The sequence below is a fragment of the Microcoleus sp. B3-D2 genome, assembly GCF_036705345.1.
In the GTDB taxonomy this organism is placed as follows: Bacteria; Cyanobacteriota; Cyanobacteriia; order Cyanobacteriales; family Microcoleaceae; genus Microcoleus.
This window is the reverse complement of sequence record NZ_JAUBUG010000069.1, coordinates 1-21,782: the sequence shown is the minus strand read 5'-3', so window position 1 is coordinate 21,782 and position 21,782 is coordinate 1. Positions and strand designations below refer to the sequence as shown.

The following is a 21,782-nucleotide window of genomic DNA, read 5'->3' as shown; positions in this document are numbered from 1 at the left end:
AGCTGCGCGATCGCACCTAGAACCCGAAAGGTGTAGGAAAAGGTATCTGGTTCGGCATCGGCGTCGGGAATATCGGCGTCTGGCCGGGCATTGGCAATAGTCCGGGAGTCGGGGGGATCGAACTAATTGATAGCAGAGGCGAATCAGGCACGCTAACTGTCGGCGGAGTTGGAATCCTCGAAGCAGTCGGAGTCGGAGTCGGTGCTGCAGTCGGCGTCGGAGTCGGTGCTGCTGTCGGCGTCGGAGTCGGTGCTGCTGTCGGAGTCGGCGTCGGTGCTGCTGTGGGAGTTGGAGTTGGCGTCGGAGTCGGTGCTGCTGTCGGAGTTGGAGTCGGCGTCGGAGTCGGTGCTGCTGTCGGAGTTGGAGTCGGCGTCGGAGTCGGAGTCGGCGTCGGAGTTGGAGTTGGAGTATCAGTCGGAGTTGGAGTTGGAGTTGGAGTATCAGTCGGAGTTGGAGTTGGAGTTGGAGTATCAGTCGGAGTTGGAGTTAGAGTTGGATCTGTAGTTGTGGTGGTAACTGTAGTTGTAGTTGTAGTTGTAATGGTGGTTGGTCTGGGGGTAACTGTCCCAGTCACAGCGATAAAATCATTCGCCTCGATCAGCGCCGCCGGAGTGTCTGTCAAAATTGCTAAAAGCTTGCCATCTTGCGTCGTAATTACTGTATCCCTGACATTTGCACCGTTACCTTGGCGAACTTGCAGTTGAGCGAAAGATAAATTGCTCGGCAGTCCAAAGAAATCCTCTGTGTCATTGTAATCAGTAATTAAAGCCAAACTGCCAGGCCCGGCTCCCAATCCAAAGACATCGCTGCCGCTGCCGCCAATCAGAGTATCCGAACCCTCACCTCCGATCAGAGAATCATTACCCTCTGCCCCAAATAAATTGTCATTGCCGAAACTGCCCAAAATTGTATCGTCGCCGATACCTCCGGCCAAGGAGTCATCGCCAAGACCGCCGTCGATACCATCATTACCTTTGCCGCCAAACAGGAAGTCATTACCTTCATCTCCCAGTACCGAGTCGTCGGCTTCATCGCCGCGAAGGGTATCGGAACCGCTGCCGCCAAAAGCTGTATCGTCAGCCTTCCCACCGAATATCTGGTCATTACCAGCATCTCCGAAGAGTGAATCGTTGTCGGCATTGCCGTACAAAGTGTCGTCGCCGTCGCTGGCGCTAAAGTAATCGTTGCCCTCACCGCCCAACATTTGATCCCTGCCGCTACCGCCGTTGAAAGAATCGTTCCCAAAATTCCCGTAGAGAAAGTCATCATCAGCATTCCCGAACACGGAATCGTCGCCGTCATCCCCTGTGAGGGTGTCGTTGCCAGTACCGCCGGCAATCACATCAAAGCCTCCGTTGCCAAAAACTAAGTCGTCCCCAGCGTCTCCCACCACGCTGTCTATCCCGTCGTTGCCTTCGAGGATGTCGTTGCCCAAACCGCCGCGAATCGAGTCGTCGCCGTTCCCGCCGGAAGCAAAATCGCGACCTTGGTTGCCAATGAGTTCGTCATTTCCTTCACCGCCAAGCAACGAATCTGCTCCGTCAGCTCCAAGAAGCTGGTCGTTGCCGCCGTCGCCCTCTAGGGTGTCATCTCCTCCCGCACCCAGGGGCGTGTCATCGCCATCTAAGCCGCGAATTCGATCGCTCAGCGGAGTTCCTAGAATAAAGTCGTTGCTGTCTGTGCCGATCAGGTTTGCCATACGGGATACACCGGTCCTCAATAAAATAAATTGTTTGAAATTATGTTAATCGCCTTCGTAACAAGGGATTGCTGCTTGCCTAGGTTAGCATAATTGAGATTTTGGCAATCTGGCGAAGGGGCGCTGGAAGTTTTGCTCGTGTCCGCAGTTGCGATCGGGGCTGGTATAATGCCCGATCGGCAATCTAATTTAGTTATTCTGGATTTTTTCAAATAGAAATTAGTCGATCGCACTCAAGGAAGTCAAACTCGACAAACGAAATGATGAAGAATCAAAAATGAATAACCTTTTTCATTCTTCCTCCTCCTCATTTTTTTACTTCTGATACCATTTTGAAACAAGAATGGAACTGTAGACCCGTGTTCCAAATCATGATAGTCATCTGTCATATCAATTCCGACAGTCAGGCCGGAATGATATCAAATCCGCGCTTCATCGTCCTGATAAAGTCGAATCAAGCTGCCAACAAATAATTCGCGCAATTTTCATTTTTTTGACCCCTCCTTCTACAGTCAACCGTCAACCGTCATTAGTCATCAGTCATCAGTCATCAGTCAACCGTCAACCGTCAACTTTTATTCGCTAATAGGTAACACTATCTCAAATTCACTTCCTCCCCCCAAAGTAGAATTCACATTAATTGTTCCGCCATGGGTTTCGACTACTATCTGGCGGGCGATCGCCAATCCTAACCCAGTGCCTTTTCCTACTGCCTTTGTTGTGAAAAGATGGTCAAAAATCCGCTGTTTCACTGATTCTGTCATGCCCGCACCGTTATCGGCAATCTGAATTTTGATGTGTCGATTTCCCAACTGACTGGTACGAACTGTGATACAGTGTGGATTTGCTTTAATTGCCTCCATACTGCGTCCTTGGTTTGATTCTTCTAGGGCATCGATCGCGTTAGCAAGCAGGTTCATAAAGACTTGGTTCAGTTGACCGGGAAAGCATTCGATTGGGGGGAGATTGCCGTAGTCTGTGACGACTTCGATCGCAGGATGGTGTTCGTTGGCTTTCAGCCGATGTTTCAAAATTAAGATAGTGCTGTCAATGCCCTCATGGATATTAAACGGAACTTTGTAGTCTTTATCGGCTCTGGAGAAGGTGCGGAGGCTCGTGCTAATGCCACGAATGCGATCGCATCCCACTTTCATCGACAACAGCATCTTTGGCAAATCTTCTAAGGCATACTCTAAATCAATATCCTCAGCATCTTCTTCAATTTCAGGGCCGGGATTGGGCAGTTTTTCTTGATATAATTTTAAGTGGGAAATCACATCTTTAATCGTGGTGGTTGCTTCCTCAATATTGCCGTTAATAAAGCCGACAGGATTATTGATTTCGTGAGCTATTCCTGTGACGAGATTGCCCAAAGCGGACATTTTTTCGCTTTGCACGATATGTAACTGTGCTTGCTGCAACTCAAGGAGCGATCGCTCTAATTCTTGTGCATAAGCTTGAGATTGTTGGTACAGGCGGGCATTTTCTAGAGAGATAGCCGCTTGGGCGCACAAAAGTTGGATGACTTCAGTGCGATCTTCTGTAAATGCACCAATTGTCAAGTTATTTTCTAGATATAACAACCCGATTAATTTACCCTGATTTAAAATCGGGGTACACAGCACACTTTTGGGCTTTTCCTGGAGCAAATACGGATCGGCAATAAAATCGTTTTGTACTGCTGCATTATCCAAAACGACAGTTTTCCAAGTCCGCTTAACATAGTTGACCACACCAGGGGGAAACTCGTCGTTGGCTGACAGCGGTACAGATATTGAGATGACATCTTGATTGAAGGAGGCTACAGCTTCGATGATGAGATTCCTATCCTTAAGCAACAGCAGAACTGCTTTTTTTGCCCCGGCATTTTCCATCACCACAGACATCAGGCCAGCCAGCACTTTTTCTAATTTAATTTCACTGGAGAGAGTTTGGGAGGCTTTGAGAATAGCGGCGAAATCGAGGGTTTCGTAAATACTGTTGCTGCTCGATAGACTTGTTGGGAATCTTTGATGTAAAATTGATGATTTTTTGATTGGGTGGAGGCGGGTTTGGGGGATTACAGAACGATTTTCTCTTGCCTGCAATATGGGAGAAAGAAGTTGGGGATAGCGTTTTTCTAAGTCATCAATTTTGGCTTTCGCACCCCAGCGAGCATAACAGTAGTAGGCTTCTTGCATATAAGCTTGCGCCACTTTTTCTTTGCCCCAGTCGAGGTAGAATTTAGCTGCTAATTCGTTAGCGAGAGCTTCTTCTTGGATGTATTCGTTTTCTTTCGCTCCGACGATCGCACGATCGTACATTTCAATAGCTTCTGCCCTCTGTCTGGCAACTCGGTATTTTTCTGCTTCTACCAACTGCCACTTATGCAAATAATTCATGGGGGCGTGTTCTGCCCAATGCTGCAACTTACTTTGATTTTCCTGAACTCGTTGCGACTGCGTTTCTAAATCAGCCTCAGACTCAGGAGTGGCCAGGGCTATGAGTGAGTCATAGAAATATAAACCAGCTTCGGAAGTAATTCCTACGCTTCCAGCTAGATACTGTCTTGCTCGATCGACATCTACTGCGGCCCGAGCAATGTCTCCCAGCAGGAATCTCAACGTCGCCCTGTACAGATAGAAGATGCAGAGTCGGTACAAATCGTTAGTGGCAAGCGACTGAGAAACCAGCTTCTCCTCATAGCGTTCCTCTTCAAAGGAAATCTCAAACTTGTTTGGATTACCCAATAACAACAGCGTTGTTTCCCAATAAATCGAACAATAATTTGCCGTCGTTAGTTGGTTGAGGTCGAGTAATTGCTGACGGTATGCCCGAATTTGGGGATCAAGTTCTGCCAAAGGTTGACCGCACCAGTAGGAATGTAGACAAAATCCATGCCCATTAAACCCGACAAACTCTAAATTTCCTGTTTCTAATGCGGCTTGATAGCCTGCCTGAAAAATGGGGAGAGTTTCCCGCAAATGCGATTTGCGATGGTACAAACAGAGTCCGATCGCAGCAAAAGTTGCAGGGCGAATATTTTTGGCCTCCGCCCTACTGCCAAGACGATAAGCTAATCGGCAAAATTGATCGGCTACCGTCACATCTTGTAGAAAGTTGTTGAGAAACATCCCATAGCAGCTATAGCTATAAGCTGAGGTACGACTGTTGCCATATTGGATAGATAAATTCACCTGTAAGGCAGTCACCAGCGCAAACAAAGACGAACCAGCCAGATAACAAGCTGTCGCAATACTTGCCGCCACTTGCATCGTGGCCAGTTTTTGGGCATCCACCATCGCTGGCAGATCAAATAACTCTTCAATAGGTCGATCGCCGATCGAGCTATTAATTTCCTGCACAGCTTGCTGAATATCTTCTGATGTAGGGGTATCGGGCAATTCTACTCCTAATTCTTTGAGACTCAACAAACCGATAGCAATTCCTTCTAAAAACTTGTTCTGGGACGATAATGCCTGAATTTTGACGATGTAAACGCTCACTCGCTCAAGGGGAGTTCTGGTATGATGAATCACAGTGTCAATCCACTGATTCATCTGGTCAAATTCGCCACAGAGTGAAGCCACTTCGGCGGCTATTTCGTGCAAGTTCAAGGTCATCTCGTACTGTCGTTGCCAAGCGCTCTCTCCAAGCAAATTTAGCCCGATCGCAGCATACTCGCGAGCAGCTTGATAAGCAGTAGCGGCTCTGGCCTTGCGGCAAGCCGTGAGGTTGAGTTGTGCCAAATCAGATCGTTCTGTTTGGTCTTCAATCAGCGCAATCCCATAATTCAACTGATTGACGACGGAAAAAATTTGCTCTTCTATAGCTGCGGGTGAAATTTGCTGGATCAGCAATTGTCCAATCTGATAGTGAGCACGCGATCGCTCTTGTTCGGGAATTAAAGAATAGGCAGCTTGCTGAACGCGATCGTGCAAAAACTTGTAATTCACCACCTCAGAATTTTCGGTTTCCTCCCGTCTTTCTCGCCCCATATAAAACTTGTAGACTTCACTTTCAGGCAGGATTAACCCCTCTTGCAAAGCCTTCCACAAATCCGCCGCCGTTTCCGTTTCCAATTGCTGGGAAACAACTGCCAAAGTCCCCAAATCAAACTGATTCCCAACACAAGCAGCCAACTTCAACATATTCTGAGTCCCTGGCGGCAATTTTTGCAACTGCAACGCCATAAACTCTACCACATCATCCGTCAGCGCTGCCTCCCTAACTCGCACAAGATCGCACTGCCAATAACCAGCAATCCGGTCAAACTCAATCAGCCCATCCTGATGCAGTGCTTTGAGAAACTGCGTTGCAAAAAAGGGATTTCCTTGGGTTTTTTGTGCCGCCAAATCAGCCAAAGGTCTTGCCCAATATGGATCGCAATTGAGCGTATCAGCAACCAAATGATTTAGGCTTTCTGAACTCAACGGTTCCAGCGTCAGAGTATTCACCGTGGCCCCAGCTTTCGCCATGGCATCCAGTGTCAGCATCAACGGATGTGCTGCAAACACTTCATTATCTCGGTAGGCACCAATTACTAATAAATAGCCGGTTGCTGACTCGGTAACGAGCAGTTGCATTAACCCCAGCGAGGCGGAATCAGCCCACTGCAAGTCATCCAAAAACATCACCAGGGGATGTTCTGGTTTTGTGAACACCTTAATAAAGTTTTGAAATAGCAAATTAAACCGATTTTGTGCCGCAGTTCCTGATAATTCGAGTGCGGGCGGTTGTGGTCCAATAATTCTTTCGAGTTCGGGAATTACTTCAATAATGACTTGACCATTATCGCCCAGTGCTTGCAATATTTGAGTTTGCCAATTTTCCAACCTTTCGTCACTTTCGCTCAGCAACTGTCCCATAAAATCTCGAAATGCTTGGACAAAAGCTGAGAAAGGAATATTGCGGTTAAATTGGTCGAATTTCCCTTTAATGAAATAGCCGCGCTGGCGGACAATGGGTTTGTGAACTTCATTGACAATTGCAGTTTTCCCAATCCCAGAAAAACCCGCGACTAACATTAACTCACAGCCTCCACCCTTTTCTGATGGCTGCTGGGAAAAACCTGATACTCGATCGAATGCTGCCAGTAATTCGGCAACTTCGGTTTCGCGACCGTAGAGTTTTTCGGGTATGAGGAAGCGATCGCCCACATCCCTCTGTGCGATCGTAAAACTCTCTATCCTACCGTTTTCTTCAAGTTGCTTCAAACAAAATTCTAAATCGAATTTCAGTCCCAACGCACTCTGATAGCGGTCTTCGGCATTCTTTGCCATTAATTTGCTGACAATCTCCGAGATCACGGGCGGGATTGCGGGATTTATTTCATGCAGTGATGGCGGTTGCTTGGCAATATGACAGTGGATCAATTCCATCGCATCGTTGGATTGAAACGGCAATTGTCCCGCCAGCAATCCGTAAAAAGTCACGCCCAAAGAGTAAAAGTCTGTCCGGTAGTCAATCCCCCGATTCATCCTTCCCGTTTGTTCGGGAGACAAATAGCCGAGTGTCCCTTCCAGCACGTTAGGATTCATCAGGGTTTGAGTTTCCCTTGGCAGCAAAGATGCAATACTAAAGTCAATGAGTTTGACTTGTTTTGTATGCGGATTAATTAAAATATTGGCTGGTTTAATGTCTTTGTGAATGATGCGGTGGCGGTAGAGTATATCTAATGTATTGCTCAGGTCGATCGCCACTGGCAAAAACTCGCTCAGGGTCGGCGCAGTTTCCCCTTGTTCCATCCAGTCATTCAGAGAAATTCCCCCAAAGTCTTCCATTACCAGCGCATAGCTGTTTTGGTAGGTTTCCAAGCTGTAGGTTGCGATGATTCCTGGCAAGTTGAGGTTTTTGGCGATCCTATACTGATTGCGAAATTGCACCAGTTCGCTGAAGCTGGGATACTGACTCCGCAAGACTTTGATGGCGACAGGTTTTTGGTCGTCAATACGGAAAGCTCGATAAACTAGGGTGCGAGTTCCTGAGTAAATGCGATCGAGAATTTGATAACCTGTCAATGTAAAATTTATACTTACCATACTTTGATTCTTCCCGTCCTCAGCGGGCTATTTCCCCATTAGCAGAAGCCAATACAGTTTCCAACTCTAGTGATTGTTAATTTAAATCAAGATAACATATATCGCTCAATGTTTGTGATGGGGAGCGCTGAAGTAAGGCACTTTTTAAAGTGAGCAATTACAATTTTTATTATTAAAAATTAAATAGTCTCATCCATATTGGAATAGTGAATAATAAACTAACGCAGCCGAGGCCGATCGCAGTTACGGCTAATTCGCGATCGAGATTGAAAGCTTCTGCCAGTAATGTAGTACCAAAAGCAGGAGGCATTGCCATTTGCAGCACTAGCACAAGTCGCGGCGCGCCCGCGATCCCCAAAAACGTTAATCCGGTGCCAATTACCAAGGGAACTAACACCATTTTAATCGCCAGACAAGCCAAAACTTGTTTGAGGTTGTGCAAGGAATTCAACTTGCTCAACTGCATCCCTATCGTAATTAAAGCTAAAGTAATTACAGTCCAAGCACCTGTTGTTAACAATTCTGCGATTTGTGCCGACAGCGGCAAGCTGCGCGAGACAAATCCTAAACCAAAAGCCCACAATGCCGGATTCAGAAAAATTGCCCGCACCGGACTTAACCAACTCTGAGGGCGATCGCTTTTACCGCAGTGAGAAGCAATAGCAACTCCCAGTATATTGATTCCCACGGTAGTGCCTAGCAAGTCGTAAAACAACGCCCAGGCAAAGTGTTCTGAGCCTAATAAGGACAAGGTGACGGGAATGCCTAAAAAACCCGTATTACCCACCATCGTTGCCAATAAGAAGCTGCCTTGAGTGGGCAAACTCCAAGCGCTGGTGTGTTCCGGGCTATTTTGGGCGATCGGATTAAGACTCTTGAAACGTTCCTCGCCGACACCGAAATTTATCAAAATCCAAGCGAGTCCTCCACCTGCTAGAATTGCCGTCCAAGCTATCAGCGGCGCCATCCAAATAGCGCCCGACAAATTGGCGCTGCGGATAAAAGCAACAATGCTCAAGGGCGTGCCAAAGAAGAAAAGAAACTTGGCTAAATATGTAGAATAGCTTCTCGGTAGCAGGCGGCCGAGAATGAATCCCAACGCCACCCATCCGATCAAATTTAGATAAAGTTTGAGCAGCGGATTTTCTAAATAAAGCATGATTGACTAAATATTTACTAAACGACTTACGCAGATCCACTACTTTTGCCAAAAAAGCCCACCTTTACCCTACCGCCGCAGTTTTCCCTTGCACCGCAGGCCTAAATATTAATGATTATTCAGCCTCGCAGATAATTTTCCACACAGGCCTTGACATCCACAAAAGCGCGTGTCATGATTAAGTTGAGGAATAAATCAACATAGGTTAAAACTATGGCACGGCAAGCAAAACAATCATCTCAAGTCAAAAGTTCCAGCAGCCAAGCAGCCTCCAATACTCGCACCAAATTTACCCTCTACAATTTTGCCGGAAACGCAAAGGCTTTCTATATAGTCGATCGCATAAATTTAGAAAGAAAGCCCGGTGATATCCCAGAAAAATCCGTCGCTCACAGCATCATCATCATCGACCGTTCCGGCTCAATGTATTATGACTTAGAACCGCTGAAAGAAACCCTAATCAAGCTTTTGACCTTAGACGAATACAACAATTACCAGCTAATTGTCAGCCTGATTTCCTATGCTAGCAATGGGGACGTAATTTGTCATTTCCAGCGAATTCCCATTCAAGAAGTGCTGAAATTTGACTCTCAATACATCAAAGAAATTCAAAAAATCCACACGGCTGGCAGTACCTGCATATCGCAGTCAATGCAACTCGCTAAATCTCTGGTTAAAGCGGGAGAAATGACAGCGATCAATTTGCACACAGACGGCTATGCAAATGACCCTAGTGCCAATTCGGAAGCTGCAAAGCTAGGGGAAATTTGCGAAGAACTCAAAGACATGGATGTGTTTGCCAACACGATATCCTATGCCTCTGCCGACTTCAAACTTCTCTCCAAAATCGCCAACACATTATCGGGAAATTGCATCCGCGCTGGCGAAGTCAAAATGGTTTATGATGCTCTTTACGATAGCACCAAACTGTTAGGCAGTTCCGTTGCACCTGCGCTGGCAGAACCGTTAATTAAGGAATATGATTATCAAGTTTTTGTTTCCAAAAGTGGCAAGAAAATCAACGGTTCATCGAGCACGCTGAAAATCTGCGGGCTGAAAGCAGACGATCGCGGACTTTTTTACAAATATCAGAAAGTCGCCAAAGATGAGTATGACAAGCTAGATGTTCCCGTTGCTCAAACTGATGAGTCGGTTTTTGCTTTTGCGAAAGCTAACCTCGCTGACGGCAATTTAAATACGGCTAAGTATGCGCTGGCGAGCACCTTCGACGCTACTTTGACGGAAAAACACGCGAAAGCTTTGACAAATGCCCAAATAGCCGAGTTTACGGAAGATTTGGAACAGGCTGTTTTTGCGCATGAGGTGTTGAAAAATCATGAAATTGGCGATCGGGTAAAAGTCAGCGAGAAAATTTCCCTGCTGGAGTTAATCAAGATATTGGAGGAAAACAGCAACAGCATTATCATCAACTTGAAACACTTGCAAGAAAATTATCAGCGAAAAGGTTTGAAGCGAATTGAAGGAAAGCGAGACGAAAACGGCAACCTTGTCAAGCCTTGGCTGAAAACTGAATTCTTAGATGGTGGCGAATACGTGCAAATGGGTTCATTTGCCATCAATCAAAATACCGCTACCATCAATATGCTGATTACCCGAAAAGCTAAGCTGGTAAAAGTTGAGGATGAAACTTTAATCGCAGAAGTGGCGGGAATTCTAGTTACAGATCTCAATACTTTCAACAATTATACCATTGTCAGCGACGGCGAAGTTAATATCAAGTCGCTGCGAACCAAAATCAGCAGTAAACCAGTGTTTGATTTGCTCAAAAAATGCGGTGTCCTTGAAAAAGACGGTTCGCCCGTGCAAGAATTTGACTTTCGTTCAGAGTACGATATTAAGTTAGAGACTTTGCCCCTGGTGCCTTTTGACGGGCGTTACGGCAGCCTTGACGGAGTGTTTGAGGAACTCGCAGAAATCAAAATTCTCTCTAGCATTCTCTCGGCTCATTTGAAGGAGGAATCCGAGGCTTACACTGCGGAACAATTGGAAGAATTGAAACAGCATTATCTGTCAAAAAGCCTTTACATCAACTTTCCCACGACGACGGAATACACAGATTTAAAAAGTGCGATCGCCAACGGTTCAGTAGATTCTCGAGTCAGCTACAAAATCGACATCGGCAGCAAAAACATCCTCAATTTCGGCAAATTGCACTCGGCCAACAAATTTCTCGATCGCCTTTATGAAGTTTACCACAAAAACACGGGCGAAAAGCTAGCAAAACCGACATTTGACATCACCTTAGATGAGCCTGTTGTCTTCGCACACAAAACGCTGTCATCCCGAACAAAAATCACCAAAGTTGACGACTTGATGAAACTGATTTTCGATGAGTTTTTGGGGTTGGAGGATAACGGAATTGTTAGCGCTACTTTAGCCAAAGTGGGTGCAGATAGTTTGCTACGGCTTTTGCAAGCGAAATGGCAGGGAGAAGATGTCAAGCGAGACGAATTTGTCGCTGCTTTAGCTAATGCGAATGAGCGACTGGAAGCTTATGCCGAAAAAGTGTACAGGGAAAAAGTTTCACCGCTGGTTTTCTATATCGGTTCTACCGGACTTATCCCGGATGAAATGGAGGCAAAAGCGGCGACGGCTGAGGAAATTAATTCTAAATACGGCAACTTGCAATTTTCTAAAGATGAGCAAGAGGGGATGTTTTTTGAAGTGGGAGACTGCATTATTAGCGTGTATGCTAAGAATGAGTATTTCACGGTAGGGAAGTAGGAATTAGGGTGGGCTTTGGCCCACCTTGGTTAAATATGGGTGATTGAAATAAACCGCAAAGGCGCAGGGGTGGCGACTAGGAAATAGGTAGATGGGACAAGTGTTAGGTTGCCAAGACGAAAGGAGCGAGCGGAATCGTTCGGGTTTGTAACTTTCCTTTGGTGTTGCTTTTGCGAAAGTTTATTCTGTGGTAGGATAGAGAACAACGCTCTATAAAAAATCTAGTAGCCAAATTCTCTGCAATTAGGTTATAATGATATTACGCGAATTCTAATACGGAGGGCAAACCAATGACACAAACATTATCAATGTCTGTTCTCTATAAAAAACTCTCGGCGATAGGTTTCTCAAAACGTTTCGTTCAAGAAAAAGGTTTGCCCAGTTGGTGGAATGAAGAACTAGACAATAAACCCGTCGCCGTCCTAGAGGGTGCTGGTCATATTGCCCAACGTCTGCACCTAGACCTCAAGAGTCTTTTAGCCGAGAATCAGAAGCCTCAGTTTAAGCCCTTACTCCATACCAAGTTCAAGTACCATCAACAGGATAAAGCAGACGTACCTGATGTTGCCCATCAACTTGCCTCACGGGTTGCGGAAGTGGTCGCTGATACTAGAAAGCTCGAATTTCAGCCCATCCCATCCGACCCTCATCAAGTTCGTTCAGAGATAGTTGCCAAACATCCTCAAGTCACTTTATACAGCTTGCTCGATTACTGTTGGGAACATGGTATCGCTGTTGTCTATTTTAAGAATTACCCTAAAAATACCCGCAAAATTAGAGGCATGATCCAATGGCAAGCCGATCATCCCGTGATTGTCTTGAGTAGTGGTAAGACACAACCCGTATGTCTAGCATTCGATCTTGCCCATGAACTGGGTCATCTCGCCCTTGGTCATATTCAAGAAGGTATTTTGATTGATGATGATATTAAGCAAGACTGTGATGATCGAGAAGAAACAGATAGCAATCAGTTTGCAGTTAAACTGCTAGTCAACAGTTTTGACAACTCCATCGGCCATAAAAAATTTAACAATGCAAAAGACCTAAAGAATAAAATTATTCAACTTATTCAAAGTGACTCAACTATTGATCCATCTGCATTAGCTTTAAATTATGGCTGGTATAATAAAGATTATTTTGCATTGTCTATGGGATGTGTAAATTTAATCAATCCTGCTAAAGAAGGACACAAGACTATTAACAAATTTTTAGAGCAGCATCTAAATTGGGAGGAATTAAGTGACGATAATGCTGATTACTTAGACCAAATTTTAGGAGAATAGCTTTGTCTGCTTGTATCTATTGCATCGATAATGACATCATCAAAAAGCTTGCTACATTCCAGCTATTCGATAAGACTCTTCAATTATTTGATGCTAGTTCTGAGCAAGTTAATATCCTAGAGACGGCACAATATAAATTTGAAGGCGATTGGAAAAAATTTGAAGCAGGTAAAAGTCGAAAACCAGAAGATTCTCTGATTAATTATAAACAAGTTCTTTACCTTACTAAGACTTTACCAAAAATATCTGAATCGGATATTGACCAAGAAATTTTTATCCAATTATCCAATATTGAAAATATCGATCAAGGTGAAGCCATTCTCACAAGTCATGCTATACAAATTATCCAAAAAGATAAATCTGCTCAGATTTTTACGGGAGATAAAAGATTCATCAAAGCCTTAGCAAAAGTTAACTTACCTATCATTCAAGAATCTCTCAATCATAGATTATGGTGCTTAGAGCAACTTGTTCTCAGAAATATTGAAGCCGATGGCTTTGAGACTATTCGAGATTTCCTTGTTCCTGTTCGAGAATGTGATACAGCAATTAAGAGTGTTTTTGGTTCAGGGCTTAAATCAACACCTGAGAACTCCCTAGCTACTTTAAAAAATTATATTGAGGAGTGTCGGCAGGAGGCAGGTAATCTACTAAATCCTTACAAGTAGATTTAAGTGTGACACGCTTGCCTTAGTGCTGGCTTAAAACGGAATTTCCTCATCTTCATCTTCCACCGTCTTAGCCGTCATCCGCCAACTGGTAATATACTCAATTTGCCCATCAACTTTGTTAATCGCTTCCGCTAACCGCTTTTGAATGTTTTAGCGATTTCTGGCCTGATTAGGGCATATTGAGGAGATCATTTTGAACTCGCAATCTGCCTAGCAGCTTCTCGCAGCCGCTCCATATCGCGCATCGGCGGTATACCAAAGAGCCGCTTGTACTCTCGGTTGAAGTGCGAGGAATCGTCGTAACCCACACGGTAGGCAGCACTGGTAGCGTCAAGGTTTTGCCCCAGCATCAGACGGCGAGCTTCCTGGAGCCGCAGTTGCTTCTGGAACTGCAAGGGACTCATGGCAGTGACAGACTTGAAGTGATGGTGGAAGCTCGATACACTCATTCCCAGCTCTCGTGCGATGCTTTCAATCCGAAGCGGCTGGTTAAAGTCTTTACGAAGTCGATCGACGGCTCTAGCAATTTGGTGGGTAGAGCCACCCAGAACGGCAATTTGACGCAGCCGATCGCCTTGCGCTCCCATCAGCAGTCGATAAATGATTTCTCGCTTAATCAGGGGTGCAAGCACATGAGCTTCCACCGGGGAATCGAGCAACCTGACGAATCGCACCGTAGCGTCTAGCAGATTGGTATCCAGTGGACTGACATCGATCGCTTTGACACTAGCCTCCCTTTGAGCTGAGGGATAGCCTGCCTCAACCATGACTGAGCCAACCAGGGTGGGGTCGAGATCCAGACGAAGCCCCAGGTACGGTTTTTCCTGGGTTGCTTCTAGAATTCGGCTGGCAATCGGTAGTTCGACCGTCCCTAATAGATAGTGCATCGGATCGTACTGGTAGCGATCGCTGCCTAGCAGCACTTCTTTGCTGCCCTGAGCAATGACACAAAAGGAAGGAATCGAGACACTATGAACGCATTCCGAAGGTGAGGAGGAGCGGTAGAAGTGCAATCCTTGGAGCGGCTCAATCGTCCCATCATGACGAATCGCCCGTGCAATCCGCTCGGTCAGTTCGTCTCTGTGGGCTTGCGCTCTATCTGCCTCGCGCTTTGCCTGCGGGTCGTTCATTAACTCCATATCGGGCTTTTCACTCAGTTTGGCAGCGTTCATTTCTAAGTTTGCAGGATTGTACAACAATTTTAGACGATCGTTCTATTGCTTGCCCTTGAGCATTCTTAGAATGAAGCTAAAGCAATGAAAAACCATTTCGGCTTCTTATAAGCATTCTGGATTTTTATACAAGAGAAAACTCAGTTTTGATTGGGCAAGAGATTCGCCTACTGACAACCAAAAGGGCATCAAGGCGAACCTTGCTTCTTAAAAAATTCATCCCTATTGATAGAGCAGGCGCTAAGTGTTCGATCTCTACAATTGGGGTAGCCAAAGGAATTCAAACGATGAAACTGTTCACGGCAACGGTCATATTGCTTTCTCTGCTCGCTTCGGTATCGGCCCAAGCAAATCAGGCAGGAGCCGCCGAGGGGTCCGGTGCTCCCCAGACCGCGCCAATGCAAGATTCGCAGACAATCAACATCACGCGAAGCGGCTCTGTGCCCTCGCGGAACGGACCAGCCGAAAACTTTACGGGTTCGGTGCGCGTCGATCCTCTGTTCCAGGCCAACGATCCAGCAGACACGTCTGGCGCCAACGTTACATTTGAGCCTGGTGCTCGATCGGCATGGCACACCCATCCGCTTGGTCAGACCCTGATCGTGACAGCGGGCGTCGGGCGGGTGCAGGGCTGGGGGGGGCCGATCGAGGAGATCCGGCCAGGAGATGTCGTCCGGATTCCGCCCCGTGTAAAACACTGGCACGGAGCCTCGCCAAACACCGCGATGACGCATATCGCCATCGTGGAACAGCTCGACGGCAAGAGCACCGACTGGATGGAAAAGGTCAGCGACGAGCAGTACGGCACGCCAGTCCAGGCGCAACGGTCGGCATCCGCTGTGCCTGCACGCTCCGTCCCCGGTGTCCGTGTGCAACCGACGCCGGCCCAAAGAGCGATCGGCGATATCGCTCCCAAGTTAGTCGAGCTTACCGACAGCGTGCTATTTGGTGATGTCTGGGAACGCCCGCAGCTATCGAAGCGCGATCGCAGCCTGGTGACCGTCAGCGCGCTGATCGCGATGAACCGTCCCGACCAGCTTCGATTTCACCTCGCCAGAGCGCGCGAAAATGGCGTCACCCAAGACGAGTTGATCGAGACCATTACCCACTTGGCGTTTTACGCGGGCTGGCCTAACGCAGTTACCGCGATTGCCGTGGCTAAGGAAGTCTTCGAGAATAAAGGACGCCCGATCGAAGGGGCAGAAGCGCCTGCGGTGGGTGCAGAGCGTTAGAAGAGCCGGGGCGAAAAACAAACACTTGTCCAGGGGTGGTTTGAGAATTTTGCAAGGAGAATCATGGACGATAATCAAGAACGGAAAGATTTCAGTTCAACCGAGAGCGATTCGCAGCTCAGCGCGGACGAAGAAACACTGCTCGACCAACTCGGTATTGTCGGCGCTGCTCGCCGCAAATTCTTGGGGCAAAGCATGGCTGCCCTACTCGGCACCTTCGCCTTCCACCTGCTGGCTAAAGAGGAGGTCTTTGCCACGCTCGCCGCGGAACCCGACGCCGTATTCGCCCAGGCCCCTGCGGTTGAAAACGCCGTTAAGGTTCTTTTGAAAATCAACGGCTCGGCCCAACGCCTGGAAGTGGATTCGCGCACGGCGCTGCTCGACGCCCTGCGCGAAACACTTGGATTGACCGGCACCAAAAAAGGATGCGATCAAGGACAGTGCGGCGCTTGTACGGTGATCGTTGACGGGCGCCGCGTGCTTTCTTGTCTGACACTTGCCGCTAGCTGCGAGGGGAAAGAGGTGACGACGATCGAAGGTATCGCTGACGGCGACAATCTTCATCCGATGCAGGCGGCGTTCATCAAACACGACGGCTTCCAGTGCGGCTACTGCACTCCGGGGCAGATATGTTCGGCGGTGGCGCTGCTGCAGGAAGCCAAAAACGGCGACGCGAGTCACGTCACTAACAATTTGGGGACGATCGCCCAGAATGTAGCACTCTCTGATGATGAAATCAGAGAACGCATGAGCGGCAACATTTGCCGTTGCGGCGCGTATCCGGGAATCGTTGCGGCAATCAGAGAAGTTCAGTCCGGGCGCGAAACAGCCCAGGCTTGGCATTTTGCCAGCGATGAAGAAATTGCCGTTGCATTAAACGAGGAGGGCAAAGCCGATGCAACCGTTTAAATATTCCAGCGCCACCGATGCAGCAAGCGCCGTTCGCACCGTTTCCGCGAATCAAACGGCAACGTTTCTCGCAGGCGGGACAAATTTGATTGATTTGATGAAAGAATACGTCGAGCGTCCCAGCGAACTTGTTGACATCTCAGGTTTGAATCTGGCGGAAATTCGATCGACCTCGAACGGAATTTCGATCGGCGCCTTAGCCAAAAATACCGACACGGCCAACCATCCGCTCATCCGGCAAAATTACCCGCTGCTGTCAATGGCGATTTTAGCCGGCGCCTCCGCCCAGCTTCGCAATATGGCGACCAACGGGGGAAATTTAATGCAGCGCACCCGTTGCCAGTATTTTTACGACATCGCTATGCCGTGCAACAAACGCGAACCCGGCAGCGGATGCGGAGCGCTTCAGGGACTCAATCGCATTCATGCCATTTTGGGCTACAGCGACAAATGCGTGGCGACTTACCCCGGCGATATGGCGAATGCGCTTTATGCGCTGGACGCGGTACTCAGGATTCGCGGCACTTCCGGGCAAGAACGCACAATCCCGGTCCAGGATTTTCATCGCTTGCCGGGCAACACGCCTGAAAAAGACAACAATCTTCAGCATGGGGAATTGATCGTCGCGATCGAAATGCCGAAGAATAACTTCGCCAACAAGTCTTATTACCTAAAAGTTCGCGATCGGGCTTCCTATGCTTTCGCACTGCTTGCCGTGGCTGCTGCTTTAGAAACAAGCGGCAACACCATCAAACAGGCACGGGTTGTTTTGGGCAGCGTCGCGCATAAACCTTGGCGTTCGCCCGAAGCCGAAAGAGTTCTGATCGGAAAACCTGCTACGGAAACAACTTTTCAGGCTGCTGCCGAAGCGGCTCTCAAAGATGCGAAACCGCTTGAACATAACGGTTATAAAGTCGAACTCGGAAAACGCGCCATTGTTCTGGCTTTGCAGCAAGCGATGACGAGCGGTGCGGCCTAATTAGGGAGGATAAACGAAATGGCAAGATACATCGGAAAAGAAATGAGCCGTGTGGACGGCGTAGCCAAAGTTACGGGTCAGGCTAAATACGCGGCGGAATTCCAGGTTCCCAATCTCGCTTACGGTTTTATCGTGCTGGGAACCGTAGCAAAGGGCACGATTAAATCAATCGACACGCGTGAGGCTGAAGGCGCCGCAGGCGTAATTCGCGTCTTCACGCACCTGAACGCACCGAAGCTTGGTCCGAAGTCTTCCACGGAGCAGGCCCCGCCCCGCGCCACCGAAGAGGAAGACAAGTCGTTTCGGGCGCTCCAGTCCGACAAAATCTTCTTCAATATGCAGCCCGTGGCACTCGTCGTCGCCGAGACATACGAGCAGGCACGTTATGCGGCACGTCTGGTTAAAGTCTCCTACAACTCACAGCAGCACGCGACCGACACTGAGGCGGTGCGCGCGAGCGCGCGCGTCCCCACTAAAGAGCCGCCTCCGAAGACGCGCGGTAATCCCGAAGAGACGATGCGTACAGCGGCTGTGAAGGTAGAGGCCGAGTACCGCATCCCGATCGAGCACCACAACCCGATGGAGCCGCACGCGGCGATCGCGGTCTGGCAAGGCGATAATCTCACCATTTTCGACAAGACGCAGGGCGTCTATAGCGTGCGCGAACATTTGGCTTCGAGCTTCGGCGTGCCCGAGGAAAACGTGAACGTCGTCTCGCCCTTTGTCGGCGGGGCTTTCGGATCGTCGCTGCGCCCGAACTATTATCCGGCGCTAACGGCGATGGCGGCGCGCGAACTCAAGCGCCCAGTCAAAGTCGTCTATACGCGCACGCAGATGTTCACCGGCCACGGCTATCGTCCGCACACGATTCAGAAGATCGCGCTCGGTGCGGAGCGATCGGGAAAGCTCTCCGCGATGATTCATGAAGCCGTGCACAACACCTCCACCCTCGAGGAGTTCTCAGACGACACCACGCGTTTCACGCGCCAAGTCTACGCGTGTCCGAATCTCTACGCGCCGCTGAAGATTACCAACACCGACCTCCCCACCCCGACCTGGATGCGCGCACCGGGGGCCGTTAGCGGTATGTTCGCGCTCGAATGTGCGATGGACGAGCTGGCCTACGCGCTGAGGATCGACCCGCTCGAACTTCGGCTGATCAACTATGCCGAAACCGACCCCGAGAGCGGCAAGCCATTTTCGAGTAAGGCGTTGCGGGAGTGCTACCGGCTCGGCGCGGAAAAATTCGGTTGGAAGAATCGCAAGTTCGAGCCCCGATCGATGCGTGACGGACGCCTACTCGTTGGCTGGGGGATGGCGACCGGCGTCTGGGGCGCTTTCCAGATGCCCGCTGCAGCCCTCGTCACGCTGCAGGCGGACGGCACGGCGCGAGTCGCCAGTGCGACCAGTGACATCGGACCTGGCACCTACACGGTGATGACCATGATCGCTGCCGAGTATCTGGGGCTGAAGTTGGAGCAGGTGAAATTTGAACTCGGCGACACGAAGTTGCCTCGATCGCCGTCGCAGGGGGGCTCTTGGACGACGGCGAGCGTCGGCTCGGCGGTGCGCGGGGCGGCTCTGACGATCGGCACGAAGTTGCTCGCGCTCGCGAACCAGGAACCGAATTCTCCGCTCAAGGGGGCTGCCGCCTCCGATGTCGAGATGCTCGACGGGCAACTGCGACTAAAAAGCGACCCGGATCGTTTCGTCAACATCTCCGCAGTGATGAAGCGTAATGGTCTCACCGCAATCACGGAAACATTCGAGTCGCGTCCCTCAGAGGAGCGCGAGAAGTATGCGACGTTGGCGCACGGCGCGCAGTTCATTGAAGTGAAGGTCGATCCGGATGTGGGAACTGTCCACGTTACGCGCGCCATTGAAGTGAGCGCCTGCGGCAAGATCATGAATCCGAAGGCCTCGCACAGCCAGGAAATCGGCGGCGTTGTCTGGGGCATTGGTATGGCGCTGCAAGAGGCGACTGAAATCGACCACCGTTACGGGCGGATCATGAATCCGAATTTGCAGCACTATCACGTGCCAGTTAATGCCGATATCTTGGAGGTCGAAACGATATTCGTTGAGGAGGAGGATAAAGTCGTCAATCCGCTCGGTGTCAAGGGCATGGGCGAACTCGGCATGGTCGGCATCCCGGCGGCGATCGCCAATGCTGTGTTTCATGCCACGGGCAAACGCATCAGGGACCTGCCGATTACGCCGGAAAAGCTGCTGTGAGTCAGGTCATTTGTTGATTGAAGTGCCAGCGGTAGTCGAGGCGCGATCGCCTCCACGAACCTCAGGGGGAACGGTGCGCGCTGGCAACGGTGGGCAGTGTGGAAGAATCTTCGTACCGTCGCCTTGGTGCAACGCATGGGAAGGGGTGCAAGACTGGTCCAGAAAAAAGTGAATTATAGGTATTGAACTATTATATAGTGTGCTATATAATGGTTGTTGACTGGATTTTTAAATGGATAACAACTCGAACATCAACCAACGGCGACAGGTGGGGAGGCAGCTTTCGTTTGCCCTCTATAGTGCGTCGAACCGCGTCATTCGGCTTCATCGGCCCTTTCTTGAGCCTTTGGGGCTGACCTATCCTCAGTTTCTGGTCATGCTGGCTCTCTACGAGGGCACCCCGCGCACTGTTGGGGAAGTAGGGCAAGAACTCGGTATGGATAACGGAACCTTGACGCCGCTCTTAAAGCGCCTTGAGAGCGCGGGGTTGGTGACGCGCACCCGTGACCTGCTGGACGAACGCCGCGTTCTTATCGATCTGACAGAAGCGGGCGAGGCACTCCGCTCCGCAGCGTGCTCGATCCCTGAAAAGATTGAGACGGCCTGCCGTCTCTCCGATGAAGACGTTGCCGAGCTTCGCGACACCTTGAACGGGCTAGGTCATCCCCGTTCAGCCAACGCCCCCGACTGGATTACCGAATGACCACCTTTTTGGGATTCACCATGTCAAATACAACACCTGTAACAAGCAGCACCATCGAATTAGCAAACGGGCCGTCGCAAACATTGTCTTTTAAAGAGACTGTGCGTGAGCGTCATTCTGTCCGGAGTTTCCTGCCAACCCCTGTCCCCGACGCTGTGATCCGCTCGGTTCTGGAAGACGCACAACGCACACCCTCGAACTGCAACACCCAGCCCTGGCAGGTTCACATCGTCTCCGGCGCGACACGCGACGCGCTCAGCAAGGCTCTCCTTGCGGACGACGAGGCTGGTCGGATGACACCGGACTTCAGCTTCTCCACCGCCGATTTTTGCGGCGTCTACAGCGAGCGCTCAAAGGCGCAAGGGGCGGCCTACTATCAGGCGATTGGCGTCCCGCGCGAGGCGACCGAAGATCGCCGGCTCGCATCGCGATACAATCTGGAATTTTTTGGTGCGCCGCACGCCGCGTTGCTCTTCATGCCTTCCTTTGGCGACGATGTGCGAGTGGCTGGCGACATCGGAATGTACGCTCAGACGTTGTTGCTGTCGCTGACGGCGCACGGACTTGGCGGCATACCGCAGACGATGCTCGGCTTCTACGCCGACACGATCCGCGAGCTGTTGGGCATCGATCCGTCCCTGAAGATGCTGTTCGGTATCTCGTTCGGCTATCCCGACAAGGCGGCCACCGCCAATCGCTACCGGATCGACAAGGCCCCTATCGAAGAAAGCGTGACTTTCCACAATTAACAGACATTCACTATCAGACATTCACATTCAAAACGGAAGATTTACACGGAGGATTTACCATGAGTAACACGAAGAAAATGAACATCGGGATCTTGGGTACTGGTCATATCGGGAAGACTTTGGCACGCAAACTGGCTGAGGCCGGACACGACGTGAAGGTGGCCAACTCTCGCGGCCCTGAGACGATCGAGGCCGATGTGCTGGCTTATGGCGCACTCGCGGTCTC

Annotated in this window: 14 protein-coding genes; 10 read left to right on the top strand and 4 right to left on the bottom strand. The window is 49.4% G+C overall.

The genetic code is table 11. From position 1 onward, the window contains the following. Positions 1-16: 16 nt before the first annotated feature. From QUB14_RS22505 to QUB14_RS22495, 3 genes are all read right to left on the bottom strand, one after another. Positions 17-1,699 (bottom strand): calcium-binding protein, encoded by a 1,683-nt coding sequence (locus tag QUB14_RS22505; protein WP_333219433.1) that lies wholly within the window; start codon positions 1,697-1,699, stop codon positions 17-19. Positions 1,700-2,274: 575 nt separating this feature from the next. Further along, entirely contained in the window at positions 2,275-7,719 is a 5,445-nt protein-coding gene (locus QUB14_RS22500) for an AAA family ATPase (protein ID WP_333219435.1), read from the bottom strand. A gap of 172 nt (positions 7,720-7,891) precedes the next feature. Continuing rightward, positions 7,892-8,878: an AEC family transporter gene (locus QUB14_RS22495; RefSeq protein ID WP_333219437.1), complete on the bottom strand. Its 987-nt coding sequence runs from the start codon at positions 8,876-8,878 to the stop codon at positions 7,892-7,894. Positions 8,879-9,091: 213 nt separating this feature from the next. Between QUB14_RS22495 and QUB14_RS22490 the strand changes: the two genes are divergently transcribed. From QUB14_RS22490 to QUB14_RS22480, 3 genes are all read left to right on the top strand, one after another. Next, entirely contained in the window at positions 9,092-11,623 is a 2,532-nt protein-coding gene (locus QUB14_RS22490; protein WP_333219439.1) for a VWA domain-containing protein, read from the top strand. A 290-nt stretch (positions 11,624-11,913) separates the two neighbouring features. Continuing rightward, entirely contained in the window at positions 11,914-12,906 is a 993-nt protein-coding gene (locus QUB14_RS22485; RefSeq protein WP_333219441.1) for an ImmA/IrrE family metallo-endopeptidase, read from the top strand. A 2-nt stretch (positions 12,907-12,908) separates the two neighbouring features. Next, positions 12,909-13,574, top strand: a complete 666-nt coding sequence (locus QUB14_RS22480; protein ID WP_333219443.1) for a hypothetical protein — start codon at positions 12,909-12,911, stop codon at positions 13,572-13,574. A 191-nt stretch (positions 13,575-13,765) separates the two neighbouring features. Here the strand turns inward: QUB14_RS22480 and QUB14_RS22475 are convergent, their stop codons facing one another. Beyond that, on the bottom strand, positions 13,766-14,749 hold the full coding sequence (locus QUB14_RS22475; RefSeq protein WP_333219445.1) for an AraC family transcriptional regulator: 984 nt from the start codon (positions 14,747-14,749) through the stop codon (positions 13,766-13,768). A gap of 287 nt (positions 14,750-15,036) precedes the next feature. Between QUB14_RS22475 and QUB14_RS22470 the strand changes: the two genes are divergently transcribed. From QUB14_RS22470 to QUB14_RS28785, 7 genes are all read left to right on the top strand, one after another. Next, on the top strand, positions 15,037-15,981 hold the full coding sequence (locus QUB14_RS22470) for a (R)-mandelonitrile lyase (protein WP_333219447.1): 945 nt from the start codon (positions 15,037-15,039) through the stop codon (positions 15,979-15,981). A 63-nt stretch (positions 15,982-16,044) separates the two neighbouring features. Continuing rightward, positions 16,045-16,890: a 2Fe-2S iron-sulfur cluster-binding protein gene (locus QUB14_RS22465; protein WP_333219449.1), complete on the top strand. Its 846-nt coding sequence runs from the start codon at positions 16,045-16,047 to the stop codon at positions 16,888-16,890. Further along, positions 16,877-17,869, top strand: coding sequence for a xanthine dehydrogenase family protein subunit M (locus QUB14_RS22460; RefSeq protein ID WP_333219452.1), 993 nt, complete (start codon positions 16,877-16,879; stop codon positions 17,867-17,869). Before QUB14_RS22465 ends, QUB14_RS22460 begins: the two co-directional genes overlap by 14 nt. Before the next feature lie 18 nt (positions 17,870-17,887). Beyond that, positions 17,888-20,104, top strand: a complete 2,217-nt coding sequence (locus tag QUB14_RS22455; protein WP_333219454.1) for a xanthine dehydrogenase family protein molybdopterin-binding subunit — start codon at positions 17,888-17,890, stop codon at positions 20,102-20,104. 232 nt (positions 20,105-20,336) lie between these two features. Next, the gene (locus QUB14_RS22450) at positions 20,337-20,807 is read left to right on the top strand and encodes a MarR family transcriptional regulator (RefSeq protein ID WP_333219456.1); all 471 of its coding nucleotides are present in this window, start codon (positions 20,337-20,339) and stop codon (positions 20,805-20,807) included. Beyond that, positions 20,804-21,556, top strand: a complete 753-nt coding sequence (locus QUB14_RS22445) for a nitroreductase (RefSeq protein WP_333297326.1) — start codon at positions 20,804-20,806, stop codon at positions 21,554-21,556. The genes QUB14_RS22450 and QUB14_RS22445 overlap by 4 nt, the downstream gene beginning before the upstream one ends. Before the next feature lie 59 nt (positions 21,557-21,615). After that, positions 21,616-21,782, top strand: a 167-nt coding sequence (locus tag QUB14_RS28785) for an NAD(P)-binding domain-containing protein (RefSeq protein ID WP_445251883.1), incomplete at its 3' end; no start/stop codon positions are given.